Source organism: Phytomonospora endophytica, assembly GCF_014202425.1.
GTDB lineage: Bacteria > Actinomycetota > Actinomycetes > Mycobacteriales > Micromonosporaceae > Phytomonospora > Phytomonospora endophytica.
The window spans coordinates 537,126-554,561 of the sequence record NZ_JACHGT010000003.1 but is presented as its reverse complement, the minus strand read 5'-3'; the positions used below and the strand labels follow the sequence as shown (position 1 = coordinate 554,561).

Annotated in this window: 16 protein-coding genes; 6 read left to right on the top strand and 10 right to left on the bottom strand. The window is 71.4% G+C overall.

All coding sequences use genetic code 11. From position 1 onward, the window contains the following. Positions 1 to 44: 44 nt before the first annotated feature. On the top strand, positions 45 to 941 hold the full coding sequence (locus tag HNR73_RS08900) for an alpha/beta fold hydrolase (protein WP_184786815.1): 897 nt from the start codon (positions 45 to 47) through the stop codon (positions 939 to 941). On the opposite strand, the gene HNR73_RS08895 is transcribed toward HNR73_RS08900, so the two are convergent. Beyond that, the gene (locus HNR73_RS08895) at positions 865 to 2,046 is read right to left on the bottom strand and encodes a Cmx/CmrA family chloramphenicol efflux MFS transporter (protein ID WP_184786814.1); all 1,182 of its coding nucleotides are present in this window, start codon (positions 2,044 to 2,046) and stop codon (positions 865 to 867) included. The genes HNR73_RS08900 and HNR73_RS08895 overlap by 77 nt on opposite strands. 331 nt (positions 2,047 to 2,377) lie before the next feature. On the opposite strand from HNR73_RS08895, the gene HNR73_RS08890 reads away from it, so the two are divergent. Both HNR73_RS08890 and HNR73_RS08885 read left to right on the top strand, forming a co-directional pair. Further along, positions 2,378 to 3,640, top strand: coding sequence for a hypothetical protein (locus HNR73_RS08890; RefSeq protein ID WP_184786813.1), 1,263 nt, complete (start codon positions 2,378 to 2,380; stop codon positions 3,638 to 3,640). Then, positions 3,637 to 4,245 (top strand): hypothetical protein, encoded by a 609-nt coding sequence (locus tag HNR73_RS08885; protein ID WP_184786812.1) that lies wholly within the window; start codon positions 3,637 to 3,639, stop codon positions 4,243 to 4,245. The genes HNR73_RS08890 and HNR73_RS08885 overlap by 4 nt, the downstream gene beginning before the upstream one ends. 1 nt (position 4,246) lies before the next feature. Here HNR73_RS08885 and HNR73_RS08880 read toward each other — a convergent pair whose 3' ends face one another. From HNR73_RS08880 to HNR73_RS08870, 3 genes are all read right to left on the bottom strand, one after another. Further along, a complete protein-coding gene (locus HNR73_RS08880) occupies positions 4,247 to 4,789 on the bottom strand; it encodes a GNAT family N-acetyltransferase (protein WP_203685791.1) in 543 nt (180 codons plus the stop codon). Between the two features lie 71 nt (positions 4,790 to 4,860). Beyond that, the gene (locus HNR73_RS08875; protein WP_184786810.1) at positions 4,861 to 6,735 is read right to left on the bottom strand and encodes a ricin-type beta-trefoil lectin domain protein; all 1,875 of its coding nucleotides are present in this window, start codon (positions 6,733 to 6,735) and stop codon (positions 4,861 to 4,863) included. Between the two features lie 98 nt (positions 6,736 to 6,833). Beyond that, positions 6,834 to 7,895 (bottom strand): LacI family DNA-binding transcriptional regulator, encoded by a 1,062-nt coding sequence (locus tag HNR73_RS08870; RefSeq protein ID WP_184786809.1) that lies wholly within the window; start codon positions 7,893 to 7,895, stop codon positions 6,834 to 6,836. Between the two features lie 155 nt (positions 7,896 to 8,050). Here HNR73_RS08870 and HNR73_RS08865 point away from each other — a divergent pair, with 155 nt between their 5' ends. Then, on the top strand, positions 8,051 to 9,973 hold the full coding sequence (locus HNR73_RS08865; RefSeq protein WP_184786808.1) for a serine hydrolase domain-containing protein: 1,923 nt from the start codon (positions 8,051 to 8,053) through the stop codon (positions 9,971 to 9,973). On the opposite strand, the gene HNR73_RS08860 is transcribed toward HNR73_RS08865, so the two are convergent. The 4 genes from HNR73_RS08860 to HNR73_RS08845 form a co-directional block, all read right to left on the bottom strand. Beyond that, positions 9,966 to 10,856, bottom strand: a complete 891-nt coding sequence (locus tag HNR73_RS08860) for a bile acid:sodium symporter family protein (protein WP_184786807.1) — start codon at positions 10,854 to 10,856, stop codon at positions 9,966 to 9,968. The genes HNR73_RS08865 and HNR73_RS08860 overlap by 8 nt on opposite strands. Positions 10,857 to 10,937: 81 nt before the next feature. After that, entirely contained in the window at positions 10,938 to 11,486 is a 549-nt protein-coding gene (locus HNR73_RS08855) for a DUF2231 domain-containing protein (protein ID WP_184786806.1), read from the bottom strand. A 101-nt stretch (positions 11,487 to 11,587) separates the two neighbouring features. Then, on the bottom strand, positions 11,588 to 12,274 hold the full coding sequence (locus tag HNR73_RS08850; protein ID WP_184786805.1) for an anti-sigma factor family protein: 687 nt from the start codon (positions 12,272 to 12,274) through the stop codon (positions 11,588 to 11,590). Beyond that, a complete protein-coding gene (locus HNR73_RS08845) occupies positions 12,271 to 12,840 on the bottom strand; it encodes a sigma-70 family RNA polymerase sigma factor (protein WP_184786804.1) in 570 nt (189 codons plus the stop codon). Before HNR73_RS08845 ends, HNR73_RS08850 begins: the two co-directional genes overlap by 4 nt. A 287-nt stretch (positions 12,841 to 13,127) precedes the next feature. Here HNR73_RS08845 and HNR73_RS08840 point away from each other — a divergent pair, with 287 nt between their 5' ends. After that, entirely contained in the window at positions 13,128 to 13,643 is a 516-nt protein-coding gene (locus HNR73_RS08840) for a Rieske (2Fe-2S) protein (RefSeq protein ID WP_184786803.1), read from the top strand. A gap of 79 nt (positions 13,644 to 13,722) precedes the next feature. On the opposite strand, the gene HNR73_RS08835 is transcribed toward HNR73_RS08840, so the two are convergent. Continuing rightward, positions 13,723 to 14,838 (bottom strand): epoxide hydrolase family protein, encoded by a 1,116-nt coding sequence (locus HNR73_RS08835; protein ID WP_184786802.1) that lies wholly within the window; start codon positions 14,836 to 14,838, stop codon positions 13,723 to 13,725. 37 nt (positions 14,839 to 14,875) lie between these two features. Then, a complete protein-coding gene (locus HNR73_RS08830) occupies positions 14,876 to 16,018 on the bottom strand; it encodes an ROK family transcriptional regulator (RefSeq protein ID WP_184786801.1) in 1,143 nt (380 codons plus the stop codon). Positions 16,019 to 16,144: 126 nt separating this feature from the next. Between HNR73_RS08830 and HNR73_RS08825 the strand changes: the two genes are divergently transcribed. After that, positions 16,145 to 17,422, top strand: coding sequence for an ABC transporter substrate-binding protein (locus tag HNR73_RS08825; protein ID WP_184786800.1), 1,278 nt, complete (start codon positions 16,145 to 16,147; stop codon positions 17,420 to 17,422). Positions 17,423 to 17,436 lie beyond the last annotated feature (14 nt).

Here is a 17,436-nt window from a genome sequence, read left to right as displayed (position 1 = left end):
TCGGCTAGCCTTATTTGCGAACGACGTTCGCGAAAGGAGTCGGCATGTCCACCCGGTACACGACCAGCGGAACGATGACCATCGCCTACGAGGACCACGGAGGAAAAGGCGGCGACCCGCTTCTGCTCATCATGGGCCTCGCGGCCTCCCGCTTCTGGTGGCCGCCCGGCCTCATCGACGACCTCGTCGCCGCCGGGTTCCACGTCGCCACCTACGACCACCGGGACTCCGGCGAGTCGAGCCGCTGGCCCGACCGGAAGCGCGGCAACCCGATCACGTCCCTCTTCCGCCGCCGCCCGGCCGCCTACACCGCCGAAGACCTCGCCGACGACGCCGTCGCCGTCCTCGACGCGCTCGGCTGGAGCGGCGCGCACCTGTTCGGGCACTCGATGGGCGGCGTCGTCGCCCAGCACATCGCCCTGCGGCACCCTGACCACGTCCACACCCTCACCACCTCGGCGTGCGTCCCCAGCGGAGCCGGGCCCCTCGCCCTGATCCGCTACATCCGGCCGGGAGTCATGGTGCGCATGTCCCGCATCCGCTTCGCCGACGGCCACGAGGGCGACGTCGCGGCCGGGATCGCACTGGCCCGGATGCTCGCATCGCCCGCCCACCCCTTCGACGAGGAGTCCGCCCGCGCGGCGGCCGAACGCGACCGCGTCAGCGGCTTCCGCGACACCGCCGCCCAAGCCCGCCAGACCGGCGCGCGCTGGAGCGGCCCGGAGCTTGGCACCCTGCGTGCGCCCACCGTGGTCTTCCACGGCGAACAGGACCCGCTGCTGCGTCCCCGCGCCTCCCACGACCTCGCCGCCGCCGTGCCCGGCGCCCGGCTGATCACGCTGCCGGGCGTCGGGCACGACCTGCCTAGAGCCCTGTGGCCGCGCTATGTGGACGAGATTCGCGCACAGGCCGACCGAAGCCCGACACGATCGCCGCGATGAGAGCCAAGGCCACCAGCCCGGCACTGACCCACAACGGTGACCGGAACCCAAGCCCGGCACCGATCGCCAGGCCACCCGCCCACGGCCCGAGGGCACCACCCACGTTGAACGCGGCCGTCGCGAAACCACCGGCCAGAGTCGGGGCGGTCGGCGCCGCGTACAGCGCCCGTGCGATCAGCGTCGAACCGACCGCGAAGGACAGCGCCGCCAGGACCGGCACCAGCACGACCGCCGGCACCGGGTTTCCCGCCGTGAGCGCGAACAGCGCCCACCCCGCGGCCAGCGCGCCCCCGCCGCCGAGGACCATCCGCCGCGGCCGGGCGTCGGCGAAGCGCCCCCCGGCCGTGACGCCCGCGAAGGAACCGAGACCGAACAACGCCAGCAGCGCCGGGACCCAGACCTCGCCGATGCCGCCGACCTCGGTCAGCAGCGGGGCCAGGAAGGTGAAGGCGCAGAACGTGCCGCCGTTGACCAGGGCCCCGAGCAGCAGCGTCGTCAGCAACCGGGTGTCCCGCAGTGCCCGCAGCTCACGACGGGCGCTCGTGCCCGCCGAAGGCGGCGGCCCGGCCGGGACCGACCGCAGGATCGCCACGACGGCGGGCACCGAGACCGCCGCAACCGCCCAGAAGGCGGCCCGCCAGCCCCAGACCTGCCCGAGCAGGGCCCCGCCGGGGACCCCGGCGACGCAGGCGACGGTGACTCCGCCCAGCAGTACCGAGGTCACGCGGCCCTTGGCGCCGCCGGCGACGAGCGCGCCCGCCGTCGTGAGTGCCACGGCGAGGAAACCCGCGTTGGCCAGGGCCGCGATCACCCGCGTGGCCAGCAGCACCGCGTAACTGGTGGTCACCGCGCCGACGATGTGTACGAGCAGGAACGTGATCAGGAAGATCAGCAGCGCCCGGCGGCGCGGCCGGCGCAGACTGAGGATCGCCATGAGCGGCGCCCCGATGATCATCCCCAGCGCGAAGGCGGAGGTGAGGTTCCCCGCCGCGGGAATGGACACCGACAGGTCGCCGGCGATGTCGGGCACCAGGCCCGCGAGCATGAACTCCGAAGTGCCCTGCGCGAAGACCGCGAGGGCGAGCATGTAGACGGCGAAAGGCATGAAGAGACTCCGTGACCGTGGAATGGACCGTTGTGGACACGGCGGTACCGAGAAACGGACCGCCGGGGAACGGCCGCCGGTGGCGGAGCCAGAGCGTGCGGAAAAGGGCGCCCGGAGCCGGGCGCGATCAGCGCGAGGTCGGCGAACGGCCACCGGAGACCGGTGGCCCGGGTCTGGACGCCTCGGGGCTGGACATGGCCGAGACCTTAGCCGGGAGGCCCGAACCGTGTCGAAGGAGTTTTCGCGGCCTGCACCTTCGGGTGCCCTTTCGCCCCGTCGCCCGGCCGTGCGCCTTCCTAGAATTGGTGCCCCGTGCTGGGAGGAGACCGCCTTGCGCGACCGCCACCGCCCGCCCGCCTCGGCCATCCGGGCCGTGCGACAGGGGGGCACCGAGGACAAGACCGACGAATCCCTTCTGGACCGTGCCGCGGCCATGCAGAGCCGGGTCGGCAACCGGGCCTTCGGGCGGTACCTGGACGCGAGCGCGGCCGACCGCCCGACCGTCCAGCGCCGCGTGTTCATCGCCGGAGTGCGGGTCCACGCACCCGACCCGCGCCTCAACGCGATCACGACGCCGTGGGCTGGCGACGGGCTCATGCGCGACTACCACGACGTCGCCGAGATGAACGCCCACGCGGCGGGCACCACCGACCACATCGGCAACCTGCCCGGCCCACCCAGCGCCGACACCTGGGTTCGCTTCCCCCGCACCGGTTTGAACATCCTCGGCGAGGACCACACCCAGGTGAAGTTCGAGATGGTCGCGCCCGCGATCGGCACCACCAACTTCACCTACGAACCCTTCTCCAGCGACCGGCTTCCGGCCGGCTCCCAGATCAGCGCGGCCTACAACACCGAGAACAACGCCGGCTACGCCGCCTTCGGCGTCGGGGCGGCACCGAACCGGCGCCGCTTCGGAGGGGAGTCGCTCTACCCCAAGATGGCCTTCGCGATGAACCTGCTGATCCCGTACTTCAACGGAACCAGCGCGCTCGCCGGCCTGGCCACCGGAGGCTACGTCGGTGAGCCCACCCAGCGATACCTGAAGATCTCCTGGGCCTTCGCCAAGGACGTCGTCGCCGAGGTCGCGGGAAGGCGCCGCTGGCAACGCGCCCTCTCCGCCGAGAAACGAAACCTCGCCGCGGTGACCACCGCCCAGATGGCGACCCTCGACGCCTGGATCACCGGGCTGGTCGTCGACGGCCACCTCGGTGACACGCTCGACACCGTCGCCCACCGCCCGAAACTGCCCAACCTGCTCGCCTTCGTCAACGCCCTCCTCCCGGTGCTCAACGCCCGCGCGGGAAGTGACGCCGGCCTGAACTGGCGAGAACGACGAAGACTGCGCCGCATGCCGAGCGCCACCGAGGCCGACCGCGCGAGCAAGTTCGCGCTGTGGCGCAATCTCCACTTCAAGCACGTCGTCGCCGACGCCGCCAGGCGCGGGGTCCGCTACGCGGGCATGGGCAGGGCGCACATGGACTACCTGGTGACCGATCACGCCGTACCGCGCGGAGCCCGCACCTTCGACATGACCGGCGCCGACCTCGCCGGCTTCGAAGGGCGCACCGCCCACCTGGCGACACTGCCGTGACGGGCCTCAACGTCCGCGTGCGGCTGCTGCGCACCCGCATCGCGCCGGGCGCACCGGTGCTCACCACGCGGCTGACCATCTGGTGGCGCGGCACGCGTTTCCGGATCCACGACGAGTCGGGTCGCGCGTACGCCGATCTCGCCGCCGACGTGAGCGAGCCGCGCGGCTTCGGGCGCACCCCGCGCACCATGGAGGAGTTCATGGACGCCGCCACCGCGGTCCCGGACCGCGGGCGCACCGACCTCTACGGGGATCTCGACGAGCCGGTCGGTCTCGTCGACGAACCGCGGGCGCGCCCGTGGGAGGTGCCGGTCGCCAGGATCGCGCCGATCGCCGCGCAGGTGCTCGCCGGAGACCTCGACGGCCAGGTGCCCGGCGGGCGGGAGACCGTGCTGGGCCGGGAGTGCGTGGAGTACCTCGGCGTGCTGGAGGGGAACGAGGGCGGCCGGGCGTTCCGCAGCGAGGTTCGGCGTCTGGTGTCGGGGCCGTATGTGCTGTTGCGGGAGGTCGTCGACCTGGACGGCGGCCTGCTGCGGCTGCGCGCCGAGGCGGCGTCGCTGGACGAGGGCGCCGTCACCGCGTCCGATGTGGACCCACCGGGGTAGCTCAGTCCAGGTCCATTTCCATGGCGACGCCGGCGAGGGTCGTCCCGTCGGGCAGCGGGAGGTCTTCCCGGCCGAGCTCGCGGAAGCCGAAGGCCTTGTACAGCGGCACACCCGGCAGGGTCGCCATGAGCACCAGCGAGCGGTAGCCGTCGGCCTTGGCCGCCTCGGCGCAGGAGGTGAGGATCGCGCGGCCGATTCCGCGCCGGGCGTGGTCGCCGCGCACGAACATGGCCCGGACCCGGGCCGGTTCGGTAGCCGGGTCGAGGAGGCGGGCGTCGCCGTCCCTGTCGCCCGAGCCGGTGTAGAGCTTGTCGCGCTTGCTCCAGCCGCCGCAGGCGATGATCTCGCCGCCGTCCTCGTGCACGTAGTAGGTGCCGTCGTCGATGAGGACGATGTCGGGGACCGTGAGGTACTTCGCCGCGGCGGCGGTGTCGCCGGCGTCGTGGAAGAGGGGGAACAGCTCTTCGACGGAGCGGCGCATGAGCGCCTCGATCGCGGGGACGTCGTTGCTGAGGGCCTTGCGCTGGGGTGGTGTCGTTCTCACCGGGATGATCATTCCATCGCGCGGCCGCCCTGGGAAGGGTCCGCGGGCGGGTGGCCCGCGGACCCTACCGGTCAGGTGAAGGTCCAGTTCTGGTTGGCCGCGCCGGTGCAGGTCCAGAGCTGCAGTCTGGTCCCGTCGGCGCTGTTGTTGCCGGTGACGTCGACGCACTTGTTCGCCGCCGGATTCACCAGATCCTGGGTCGACGCGTTGTACGTCCACTGCTGGTTGGCCGCCCCGGTACAGCTCCACAACTGCAGCTGACTGCCGTTGGCGGTCCCGTGGTTCGTCACGTCGAGGCACTTGCCGAGCGCGCGGACGGTCCCGTCGCCGGGGCGCGACCACTGCTGGGCGGTGGTTCCGTTGCACCCGTAGAGCTGCACGGCGGCACCGTCGGCGGTGCTGCCCCCGGCGACGTCGGCGCACTTGCCCGCGAGGCCGGTGAGCCGGCCGCCGGTCGGGTCGCCACCGGGGGTTCCCGACCAGGTGAACGTCGCCGTGGTGCGGGCCGGGAGGCTGTAGGTGAAGGACTGTCCGCCCCAGTTGACCCGGACCTGCTGGGCGGAGCCGCCTCCGTTGTGGGCGATGAGGGCCTTCGAGCCGTCGGGGTTCTTCCACGCGACGTTCGGGACGGACCCGTTGGCGGTCGAGTCGATCCGGTACGCGCCCGGCTTGACGAACTTGGTCAGGTGCCCGGTGGTGTAGTACTCGATCGTGTAGTCGACCTGCCCGGCGCGCGGGCCGCCCTCCTGGACGGTGATCAGGCCGGTGCAGGTGCCGCAGCCGCCGTTGTGCGGGCCCATGTTCTGGTTGAGGGCCAGGCTCCACTTGACCAGGCTGCCCGACCAGTTGCGGGTGTAGTTGACGATGTCGGCGAGGTCCTCGTTGTGCTGATTGCCGATCCACGTTCCGCCGGAGTGCTCGGTGCTGAACTGCTTGACGTTCGGGTACTGGCCGTGCACCTGTGTGCCGACCGCCGGGTCGCCGAAGTAGCCGTGCCAGGCGATGCCGCCGAACAGTGGATCGCCGCGCAGCGCCGAGTCGGCGAGGATCTGGCCGCCGAAGTTCGGGTAGTCGCCGTAGTTCCAGTCGTGCACGAGCACCTTGGTGGTGATCCCGGCGGCCCGGAAGGCCGGGAAGACGTGGTTCTTGGTGAGCTCGATCAGCCCGGAGGCGTTCCAGCTCATGCCCGGGTAGTTCATCGCGGTGGGGTTTCCCGACTGGCAGCAGTTGGGCTCGTTCTGCACCGAGATGTAGTTGACCGGGACGCCGGCGGCCTGATAGCTCTGCACGTACTTCACCAGGTACTGGGCGTACATGGCGTAGTACTCCGCCTTGAGCCAGCCCATCTGGTCCATCCGGCCGTTGTCCTTCATCCAGCCCGGCGCGCTCCAGGGCACGCCTTTGACGCGCAGTGCCGGGTTGAGCGACTTGGCCTGCTGGGTCAGCAGCCGGACGTTGGTGTCGTACCCGTTGGCGTTGAAGTCGTTGAGGTTGCAGCAGGTGTCGTCGAGCGAGACCATGCCGGGGCGGGAGAGGTCGGAGGCGCCGATCGGGTTGCGGACGAAGGACAGCCCGATCCCGTCGGTGGGGGAGAAGAGCTTGCGCATGACCGCGTCGCGGGTGGCGCCGCTGATCGGGCCGCCGCGCATGAGATAGGCGGTCGTGTCGGTGATGGAGGCGCCGCCGCCCTCGAACTGCTGGTAGGTGGTGCCCTCGTTGACGGTGATGGTCTGACCGCCGCCGCCGGGGGCGCCGAACGCGGTGGGCGCCTGCTGTTCGAGGCCGCGGGTGACAACGCGGCCGCCGCCGTCGGAAGTGGTGGTCAGCCAGACGTCGACCCGTTCACCGGCCGCGCCGGCCGGTTGCGGGGAGACGGTGGTCCCTAATGCGACCAGACAAGCGGCGATGACGCCGATGCCGAGGAAGCGTCGATGTGTTCTGTGCACGCCGGGCTCCTTTCACGGAGGGAGCGCGAGCGATGGAACAAATGAAACAAAACTGGAACACGCTCGCCAAACCAGAGAAACACGGCGCACACGCGCTGTCAAGAATCTGAAACGTTTACTCGGGTGACGGGACCGGTCGAGCCCCGCACGACCAGTTCGGTGGCGAGCTCGACGTGCAGCGCCTCCAGCTCGTGCCGGTCGAGGAGCCGCATGAGCAACGCGACCGCCATCCGCCCCATCTCCTGAAGGGGCTGCCGGACCGTGGTGAGCATCGGCCGCGTCGCACGGCTCAGATCCAGGTCGTCGAAACCGGCGATCGACAGGTCCCCGGGCACCGACAGGCCGCGCTCGGCCGCCGCGTGCAGAGCCCCGACGGCCATCTTGTCGTTGAACGCGACCAGCGCGGTCGGCCGCTCGGGCAGGTCCAGCAGCTCACCGGCGACCCGGCGACCCAGGTCGGTCGTCGGCTCGGCGACGTCGCGCACCAGCTCGGGCGCCGTGATGACACCGGCCTCGGCGAGCGCGGCGGCGTACCCCGCGAGACGCGCGTCGTTGGTCAGCCACGCACGCGGCCCACCGACCACGCCGACCCGCCGGTGCCCCAACTCGACGAGATGCGCCATCACCTGGCGGGCGCCCGCGAAATGCGCGGCCGACACCGAGACGATGTCGCGGGGGAGGGACGTGCGCGGATCGACGACCACGAAAGGGAAACGGCGGTCGCGCAGGTGGATGATCTCGGCGGCGTCCTCGGGCGGGAGGATCAGCACCGCCGCGGCGAGCTCCGGCTGGGCGGCGAGCCCGGCGAGCACGGGCTCGCCCTGCGAGGACTCCCCGGCGTTGAGGACGACGCGGCGGCCGTGGCGTTCCAGGGTCTCGGCGATCGACGAGACGATCAGTCCGAAGTAGTCGGTGAGGACGTAAGGACAGCGCACGAACACCGCCCCCTCGGCCGGGCGCACCGCCGCCACGCGCGGCCGGGGCGCCTGCGCGCCCAGCCGGTCGACGGCCTTGAGCACGAGCTCGCGAGTGTGGGGCGCGACGTTGGCCTGGCCGTTGAGCACACGGGAGACCGTCGCGATCGACAGCCCCGTCTCGGCGGCGACGTCACGCACGGTGGCGCGGACGTCCGGCCTGGACTGTCTGGACTGCCCGGTCATGTGGCACCCTCCCTGGCGCAGAACGTTACCCGGCACGGCGAAGCGGGCAGGCCCGGCCGGTGATCCACAGTGGAGCGCGCCGGTAGGCCTAGGTCCCGGCCAAGAGGGGTCGTGAACCCAGTGTTCCGACCTGACGATCACGCCATTCTCACTGCATGACGACCCGAACCCCACTACTCAAGACGGCCACGGCGATCCTCGTCGCGATGGCCGCCACCGTCGCGGCACTCGCCGGGACCACCGCCCCGGCGCACGCCGAGACGCCCGACCTCCCCGGCCTCGCCGAACTGACCGACCGCGTCATGAACCAGCAGCTCGCCGACGGCGACGTCCCCGGCGCCGCCGTCACGATCGTCGCCGGTGGACAGGTCGCCTACACCGCGGGCTACGGCCTGGCCGACATCGCCGCGGGGGCGCCTGTCGACCCGGCCACCACCGGCTTCTACACCGCCTCCACGGCCAAACTCTTCACCGCCGCGGCCGTCCTCCAGCTCGCCGATCAGGGAAGGCTCGACCTGAACACCGACGTCAACGAATACCTGACCGACGTCGAGGTCCCCGACACCTACCCCGGGAAACCGGTCACCCTGGAGCACCTGCTCACCCACACCGCGGGCTTCGACCCCGACGCGGGCATGCTCGGCATCGCCGCCACCACGGCCGAGGAGCTGCCGAGCCTCGGCGAAAGCCTCACCGAGGTCCCCGAGCGGATCCGCGAACCCGGCACCGTCCTCGCCTACGACAACTACGGCGTCGCGCTCGCCGGGCACATCGTCGAACTCGTCGCCGGCGTGCCCTACGACCGCTACATCAACGAGAACATCTACGCGCCCCTCGGCATGACCGGCGCGACCGCGTCGCAGCCCCACCCGGCGGCCGTCGACGAGAACCTCGCGACCGGTTACCGGCCGTCCGGTGACGGCCAGAGCGAGACCGCGGGGGACTACAACCCCTGGTCGCCGACCGGCCCCGGCCAGGTCACCACGGCCGCCGACATGGGCCGCTTCATGCTCGACCAGCTCTCCGGCGCCTCGGTCCTCGGCGCGGGAATCCCCGAACGCATGATGGCTCGGCACTACGCCCAGGACCCGCGCATGCCCGGCATGGGCTACATCTACGAGGAGCGCCCGCGCAACGGCCAGCGCGTGATCTTCAAAGGCGGCGACGGAACGGGCTACCACAACGACATGTCCCTGCTGCCCGACCAGGGCATCGGCGTCTTCGTCACCGTCAACGGCGACGGGAACGACGACTTCGACGGAGGCGCCCTGATCGACGCCGTCCTCGACGAGTACTTCCCGCAGGCGCCCCCGGCCACGGCGCCCCGGGGCATCGGCGGGGACGTGAGCGGCTACGAGGGCAGCTACCAGACCTCGCGCCTGTCCACCGACGGGATCCTGCGGGCCCGGGCCCTCACCCAGTCCGTCGTCACCGTGACCGCCAACGATGACGGCACCATCACCACCAGCGACCGGACCCTGTCGTCGAACCCCGACGCAGACACCCAGGTCTGGGTACAGACCGAGCACGGCTTCTTCCAGGAGATCGACGGCCACGGCACCCTCGCCATCAGCGACGACGGCGTCCTGACCGAATGGCGCGGCCAGAACCAGGTCTACCTCAAGATCGCCTGGTACGAGCTGCCCACCTTGCACTTCCAGGTGCTCCTCGCCGCCGTCGCGCTGCTCCTCGTCGGGGTCATCGCGATCCCCGTGGCCGCGCTGGCCGGACGCAAGCGGGCGGCGAGCCCGCGCGTCGCCCGCTACGCCGGACTCACCGGCTGGATCACCGCCGTGCTGAGCGTCGGCCTCGTCACCGGCGTCGTCATGCTCCTGTCCGACCAGAGCGCCGCCATCGAGATGGTCACGCTCGGCACACCGGTCCTCTATGGACTGATGATCCTGGCGACCCTCACCGTGGTCGGCGCCCTGGCCGTCGCCGTCGCGGCGGTCGCCGCCTGGTGGCGCGGCTGGTGGCGCCCGGCCGGCCGGATCGCCTATGCGGTCCTGGCGCTGTCCGGCCTGGCCTTCGCGGCGGTGATCTACACCTACAACCTCACCGGACCGCCTTTCAACTGACGGCCGTCGCGGAGGGGGAGTCGGTCTCGTCCCGGCTTCCCCTCCGCAGCAGGAAGCCCGCCGCGGTGGCGGTGAGGAACATCCACAGCCCGTAGGTGAGCGCCGGAACGGCCATCCGCGAGTCGTTCAGCAGCGTCGGGCTCAGCGCGATCGCGATGGCGAGGGTCCCGTTGTGGATCCCGATCTCCATGCACGTCGCGATCGACTGCTCCCGCCCGACCCGCGTCAGCCTCGGCGCCCAGTAGCCCACGGCCAGGCTCAGCACGTTGAACAACAGCGTGACGGCGCCGATCGCGACGATGTACTCGCCGATGTGCTCGAACTCCTGGAAGACCGCCGCGGCCAGGGCCAGAACCAGCACCACGATCGACGTGATCCGCACGGGCTTGGCCATCCGGTCGGCGAAACCGGGGTAGCGGTGCCGCAGGAACATGCCGAGGGCGACGGGGATGAGGATGATCGCGAAGACCTGGAGGCTCTTGTCGAACTGGAGCCCCACGGCCCCTTCGGCCGACATGAAGTAGTCGAGCGAGAAATTGACCACCAGCGGCAGCGTGACCACGGCCAGGACCGAGTTGACCGCGGTGAGCGTGACGTTGAGGGCGACGTCGCCGCCGAAGAGGTGGCTGAACAGGTTGGCCGTCGAACCACCCGGCGAGGCGGCCAGCAGCATCATCCCGACCGCGAGCGCCGGCGGCGGATCGAAGAGCAGGATCAGCCCGAAACACGCCGCCGGGAGCAGCAGGACCTGGCAGAGCAGCGCGACCAGCGTCGCACGGGGATAGACGGCGACGCGTTTGAAGTCGGCGACGGTGAGACTCAGCCCGAGCCCCAGCATGACGATGCCGAGGGCGATGGGTAAGAGGGTGCTGATGACCTGCATCGAAGGCTCCTGGAAGTCGAGGGGCCTGCGAACGTACCGCGCCCGGAGCCGCGATGGTGGGAGGGCGCGGTCGGCGGGCCGCTAACCCCAGAGCATCTCCGCGCCGGTGTGCCCGGCCCGGAACACGTAGAACAGCGAGGCCAGCGCCAGGGCGATCAGCACGACGCCGAGCACCGCCAGGAACGCCTTGCGTCCCGAACCGGGCTCCTCGCCCTCGCTCAGCCAGGCGCTCGCCCGGCCGATCGAGCGCGCCTTGGCGAAGGCGTCGAGGCGGCGGCTGGCCAGTCCGGCGTAGACGAGGGCGCCGATCGCGAGGGCCAGGACCAGCCAGACGAGGACGTCGCCGTACTGGGAGTGGTTGTTGAAACTGTCGGCGGCGGCCCGCGCGGCCTCGGGCGACTCGCGGAGTTCGGTGAGCTTCTGCTCGGCGAGGTTCTGGCCGCTGAGCTTGGCCGCGAAGGAGACCACGGGCGCGATCACCGACAGCAGCACGACCCACCAGCCGATGTTGCGGCGGATCCGGGGCACGAGCACGTACCCGGCGGTGAACAGGGCCAGCAGCGGCACGAACACGACCGGCAGGTGCACCGCCAGGGGGTGCAGGGGCAGTCCGAGGAACTCCGTGGGCATACCGGCATCGCCTTCCGTTGGTCATCGACCGGGCGGCGGGTTTCGCCCACCCCATCATGACTACGGCGAGGTCGCCCGGATGGTTCAAAGCGGGAAAGACCTCATCGCGTCCAGTGCAGGATGACCTTCCCGTCGAGGTCCTGGATCTCCATCGCGCTGATGTTCTCCGGCGCCCAGCGCGTGAACAGCAGGATGCCCTCCGACAGGCCGTCCTTGGCGTGCCAGCTGCCGGCCATGTCCTCGTCGCCCTTGTCGTTGGTGACCACGAGCCGGTACGGCAGGCCACCGAGGTAGGAGTCCTTCCCGACGGTGTAGGCGCAGTCGATGCGTATCTGCGTCCCGCCCGGCAGGCGGGTCAGAGCGGCGTCGCCCCACACGTCGAAGCCCTCGGCGGCGGCGAACCGCACGTCGATGGACTCCGGCTGCGCCACCACCGGCGCCTGCGGGGGATCGGTCCGCAGCAGCTCGGCCGTCCCGAGCGAACCGGCCGCGAGGAGCACCGCCGCGGCGGCCCCGACCAGCGCCGTGCGCCACTTGCGCTGGCGGCGGTCGACGCGGACGCGGTGGATCAGCACGGGCAGGGTGTCCTCGGGCGGCGGTGGGCCGGCCGCGGCGAGGAGGTTCTCGATGGGCGCGTGGGCGAGCACGCCCGGCAGTTGCGCGAGACCGCGGACGGTCCCGGTGCATTCGGCGCAGTGCGGTAGATGGGCCTCGAAGGCCGTGCGGTCGGCGGGATCGAGGGCCCCGAGCACGTAGGCGGCCCCGTCGTGATGGTGCTGACAGGTCATCGGGACTCCTCGGTGACCACTCCGGCCTCTTCCAAGGCGAGTTTCAGTGCGCGCAGCGCGTAGTGGAGGCGGGATTTGACGGTGCCCTGCGGCACGCCGAGACGGGTGGCCGCCTCGCCGACGCTGCGGCCGCCGTAGAAGCACTCGACGAGCACCTCGCGGTGGGCGGTGGTGAGCTTGCGGAGCGCCTCGGTGACCAGAAGGCCCTGTATCGCGGTGTCGACGTGGTCGGCGACCTGGTGTTCGGGGATGTTGTCGGTGACGACCTCGGGGCGGACGCGACCGGCGCGCCAGTCGTCGATCACCCGTTGCCGCACGGTCGTGAACAGCCAGCGGCGGGCGTGTTCGGTGCTGACCGACAGCACCCGCGGATGGCGCCACGCCCGCAGCAGCGTCTCCTGCACGGCGTCTTGGGCGCGCTGCTCGTCACCGCGGGTCAGACGCAGCGCGTAACGCCACAGCGCGTCGGAGTGTTCGGCGTACAGCGCCCGCGCGAGGCGTTCCTCGTCGGGTGTGGCGGCGCCGGCGAGTCCGCCGCCGCGCTCGGGCGTGCCGTCTTTGTCCATGCCGTGGGTCCTCGTCCAGGGGAATCCGCCCGGGCCGCACGCCGCGGCCGCGATCTCCATGCCGGTTACTACGGTGACGGGCGCCGAAGCGTTCAAGCCGTCGCGCACGTCACTCGGCGCTCCCGGGGCGGATCCGAGCCTAACCGGGAAAAGATTGAACCTTTTTCGCGTCGTGGCCGTAGTGCTGGGGAGCGGCGCCCGGCCGCGGGCCGTGACGGGCTGGGAACGTCCCGGCACGCCTCGGCCGGGCGAAGCGTTTCGATCCGGCTATCCAGACGGGAAACAACGTGAACGAACTCAAAGAGGCAATGCCGGTCCAGTCCGCCTCGGCGGTGCAACTCGCCACCGAGGTCGTCCGCTCCTCCCGGCGCGGCGTGCTCTGCGGCGCCTTCGGCGTGTCCGCCGTGGCCGTGCTCGCCGCCTGCGGCTCCGAGACCGACGCCCCGCCGCCCACCGGCGCCGACACCCCCGCCGGAAACGGCGAGAGCAGCCCGTCCACCGACGGCGGCGACCCGCCGAGCGAGGGCGCGCTGGCCAAGCTCGCCGAGATCCCCGTCGGCGGCGGACTCGTCGCCGGGAACCTCGTGCTCGTGCAGCCCGAGGACGGCAAGGTCGTCGCCTTCAACCGCACCTGTCCCCACAAGGGTGTTCAGCTTCCGGCTCCGCAGGACGGGACCATCACCTGCCCGTCCCACGGCTCGGAGTTCAAGGCCGCCGACGGCTCCCTCAGCAAGGGACCCGCCACCTCGGGCCTCACCGAGGTGCCGGTGAAGATCAAGGGCGACGAGGTCTTCCCCGCCTGAGACGCGTCGATCCGTGAGGGCTGGCGCCGCGACGCGGCCGGGGCGCACAGGTGCCCCGGCCGGCCGGCGTTCGCCGCCGCTACCGCAGCCCGCGGAAGAACTCCCGCACGTCCGCCGCGACGAGCTCCGGCTCCTCCTTGGCGACGAAGTGACCGCCCCGCGGCAGGTCGTTCCAGAAGCGGATGTCGGCATAGGTCCGCTCGGCCAGTGAACGCGGCATCCCGAGGTCGGCCCTGCTCACCGTGATCCCCGCCGGGACGGTGATGACCGGGAGGGCCGGTTCGAAACGGTCGTCGTGGTAGGCCCGGAACGAGGTCCCGATCGTGCCCGTGACCCAGTAGAGCGTCACGGTGGTGAGGATGTCGTCGTAGGTGAAGCGGTCGCCGTCGCTCCAGGCGCGGAACTTCTCCGCGAGCCACGCGGCCAGGCCCGAGGGCGAGTCGAGCAGGGCCGCCGCGAGGGTGTCCGGCCGGGTCGACTGGATCGCGCTGTAGCCCTCGCCCCGGTCCCAGCGGGCGGCGAGCCAGTCCAGGAAGGCCCGCTCCTCCCCGGTCAGATCGCCTTTGCGCTCCTCGGGCGGGTACGCCGGATGGGCGGCATGGATCCCGATGACGCGCTCGGCGTGCCGGGCGGCGAGCCAGTCGCTCACCCCCGCGCCGACGTCCTCGCCGTAGGTCCCGAAACGCTCGTACCCGAGCATCGCCATCAGCCCGGCCCACACGTCGGCGGTCGCCGGGCCGATCACCGGCCCCTCCGGCGCCGAGGACCACCCGTAACCGGGCAGGGAGGGCACGACGACGTCGAAGGCGTCGGCCGGATCCCCACCGTGCGCTCCCGGGTCGGTCAGCAGGGGCACGATCGGCAGCATGTCCGCGAAGGAGTACGGCCACCCGTGCGTGACGACGAGTGGCAGCGGCGGCGGGCCACCGGGCACGCCGACGCCGCGGACGTGCGCGAAGTGCACCGTCTGCCCGCCGACGTCGGCCAGGAACTGCGGGAAACCCGCCAGCCACTCCTCGGTGGCGCGCCAGTCGAAGCCCTCGGCCCAGTACTCGACGAGTTCGCGCAGGTAGTCCGGATCCGTACCCGCCGACCACGGCTCGCCCGGCGTTCGCTCGGGTATTCGCGCCGCCGCGAGACGGTGGCGCAGGTCGTCGAGCACGGCTTCGGGGACCTCGATCCGGAACGGCTCCATGCCGACAGGATGCCATCGTCATGCGACAGGCCGGTGTCTACGAGGCGATGCTCGCCGCCAGCACCAGGCTCGCCGCGCCCCGCGCGTGGGCGCTGTCGTCCCACGGCCGGACCCGCACGTCCAGGTCGGGGAAGGCGACGACGCCGGCGGCGACGGCCTCGGTGAACCCCGGCTCCAGATGGGGCCACAGCACGTGGCTCTCGCCGATCACGGTCAGCGCGCGCACGGCCAGCACGTTCACGACGCCCGCGACGGCCCGCCCGAGGATCGCGCCGGTCTCGGCCAGCAGTTTCGCCATCCCGGGATCCCCGGCGGCGTCGCGCAGCCCGTCGACGGTCAGCGTCTCCTCGGTCAACCCCAGCTCGCGGGCGCGGGCGGCCAGGGCGTAGTCGGCGACATAGGCCTCGACGCAGCCCCTCCGGCCGCACATGCACGGCGGCCCGGCCGGGTCGACCGGCACGTGCCCGAACTCCCCGGCGACGCCGTCGGGTCCGCGGTGGACCCGTCGGCCCAGCACGATCCCCATGCCGACGCCGTCGCCGATGGCCAGGACGAGGAAGTCGTCGTGTGACCGGCCGGCGCCGAAGAGCAGTTCGGCGGTGGTGCTGGCACGCGTGTCGTTGTCGATGAGGACGGGCACCGGCAGCCGTGCGGCGAGCAGCGGCCCGAGCGGCATGTCGGTCCAGCCGAGCCTGGGGGAGAGGCGGACGGTCCCCGTGGACGGGTCGATGACGCCGGGGAGGGCGACGCCGACGCCCCTGATGCGCGAGACGGGCGCGGCGGCGTCGGTGTTCTCGGCGAAGGCGTGGGCGCAGGCGTCCGCCAGCTGGGAAACCGGGTCGTTCGCGGGATCGAAGGGGAGCTCGAAGCGCTCGACCTCCGAGCCGTCGAGCCGGACCAGCACCCCGACCACGTGCGTAGGGTGGACGCGCAGCCCGAGGGTGTAGGCGGCGTCGGCCACCACTTCGAGTGGCACGCGCGGCCGTCCGGGCCCGCTGACCTGGGGCGCGAGCTCGCGAACGTAGCCGAGCGCGACGAGTCTGCGGGTGTGCTCGGTGACGGTGGCGGCGCCCAGGCCGAGGCGCGCGGCTATCTCGGAGCGGTTGAGCGGACCGGCTCCGAGGAGGGCGAGGATCTCGGTCCGGGTGAGGTCTTCGCGGTACCGGGGGTGGCTTGGCACAGGTTCATTCTCCGTTGCGTCTTGACGACCCGGCCGATGGGGGCCTACAGTCCGAGCTTATTAATTCGCCTCCGAAATTACTACCCGTGGTGGGTGTTTCGCCCGGAGGTCCCCAGGAGGAACAAGATGCGAAAGCTCAGGAGGGCCGCCCTCGCCCTCGGCGCCGTGGCCGTGGCCGCGGGCGCCCTCACCGCCTGTGGCGGCGATGCCGACTCGGCCGGTGGCACCAAGGCCGAGGACGGCACCGTCACCCTCGACTGGGAGATGTGGGCCGGCAGCGAAGACGAGAAGGCCCAGCTGGACCACCTCGCGCAGATGGTCACCGACGCGAACCCCAAGATCAAGGTCAACCTGCGGACCGCGCCGTTCAACGACTACTTCACCAAACTCCAGACCGAGTTCGCCACCGGCGAGGAGGCCTGCCTCGTCTCCATGCAGAGCCTGCGCCTGGCCGGATACACCGACCTCCTCGAACCCCTCGGCGAGCACGTCCCGGCCGACGGCTTCGACCCCGCCTCCACCGCCGCCCTCAACCTCGGCGGCAAGCAGCTCGCCATGCCCTTCGACCTCGCCTCGATGCTCGTCTACTACAACAAGGACGCCTTCAAGGCGGCCGGACTCGACGAGCCGAAGGCCGGCTGGACCATTGCCGACTTCGAGACCGCCGCGAAGAAACTGACCACCGGCGGCAAGTCCGGCTTCGGCATGTCCTTCGCCGACCTGCACACCCTCTCGCTGCTGCTGTCCTACAACGACGCCGCACCCGTCACCGACGACGTCAAACTCCAGTTCGACGAGCAGAAGATGATCGACGCCGTCACCTGGTACGCCGGACTCGCCAAGGACGACGTCGGCAGCGTCCCGGCCAGCGCCGCCGACGGCGGCTGGGGCGAGACCCAGTTCGTCAACGGCAACGCGATGATGGCCGTCGACGGCTCCTGGAACATCGGCTCCAACATCTCCTCGGCGAAGTTCGACGTCGGCGTCGCCCCGCTCCCCGCGGGCGTCGGCGGCTCCAAGACCTACGTCGCCAACTCCGGCTTCGGCGTCTCGAAGAGCTGCGGCTACAAGGACGAGGCCTACCAGGCCCTCCAGATCCTCACCGGCCCCGAGGCCGCGCAGTACCTCACCGACCAGGGCCGCAGCTTCCCGGCCCGCACCGAGCAGCAGCCCGCGTTCAAGGAGTTCCTGGTCGCCCAGGACCCCGACAACGCCGAGGCCGTCTCGGCCGCCGTCGACTCCATCACCGCCAGCCTGAGCACCGGCGTGCCCCTGTTCACCACCAAGAACTGGGACGAGGTCACCAAGAACATGGCCCGCTACCTGATCGAGGTCTACACCGGAGCCTCGACACCGGCCGACGCGCTCGCCGCGATCCAGCAGCAGGGCGCCCGAAACCAGTGATTCCCCGCGGCGGG

Bases quoted from the DNA above. Each gene is read 5' to 3' on its own strand.
- HNR73_RS08900 (WP_184786815.1), top strand. From the start codon at position 45: ATGTCCACCCGGTACACGACCAGCGGAACGATGACCATCGCCTACGAG.
- HNR73_RS08895 (WP_184786814.1), bottom strand. From the start codon at position 2,046: ATGCCTTTCGCCGTCTACATGCTCGCCCTCGCGGTCTTCGCGCAGGGC.
- HNR73_RS08870 (WP_184786809.1), bottom strand. From the start codon at position 7,895: ATGACCGGGCAGTCCAGACAGTCCAGGCCGGACGTCCGCGCCACCGTG.
- HNR73_RS08865 (WP_184786808.1), top strand. From the start codon at position 8,051: ATGACGACCCGAACCCCACTACTCAAGACGGCCACGGCGATCCTCGTC.
- HNR73_RS08860 (WP_184786807.1), bottom strand. From the start codon at position 10,856: ATGCAGGTCATCAGCACCCTCTTACCCATCGCCCTCGGCATCGTCATG.
- HNR73_RS08855 (WP_184786806.1), bottom strand. From the start codon at position 11,486: ATGCCCACGGAGTTCCTCGGACTGCCCCTGCACCCCCTGGCGGTGCAC.
- HNR73_RS08850 (WP_184786805.1), bottom strand. From the start codon at position 12,274: ATGACCTGTCAGCACCATCACGACGGGGCCGCCTACGTGCTCGGGGCC.
- HNR73_RS08845 (WP_184786804.1), bottom strand. From the start codon at position 12,840: ATGGACAAAGACGGCACGCCCGAGCGCGGCGGCGGACTCGCCGGCGCC.
- HNR73_RS08835 (WP_184786802.1), bottom strand. From the start codon at position 14,838: ATGGAGCCGTTCCGGATCGAGGTCCCCGAAGCCGTGCTCGACGACCTG.
- HNR73_RS08825 (WP_184786800.1), top strand. From the start codon at position 16,145: ATGCGAAAGCTCAGGAGGGCCGCCCTCGCCCTCGGCGCCGTGGCCGTG.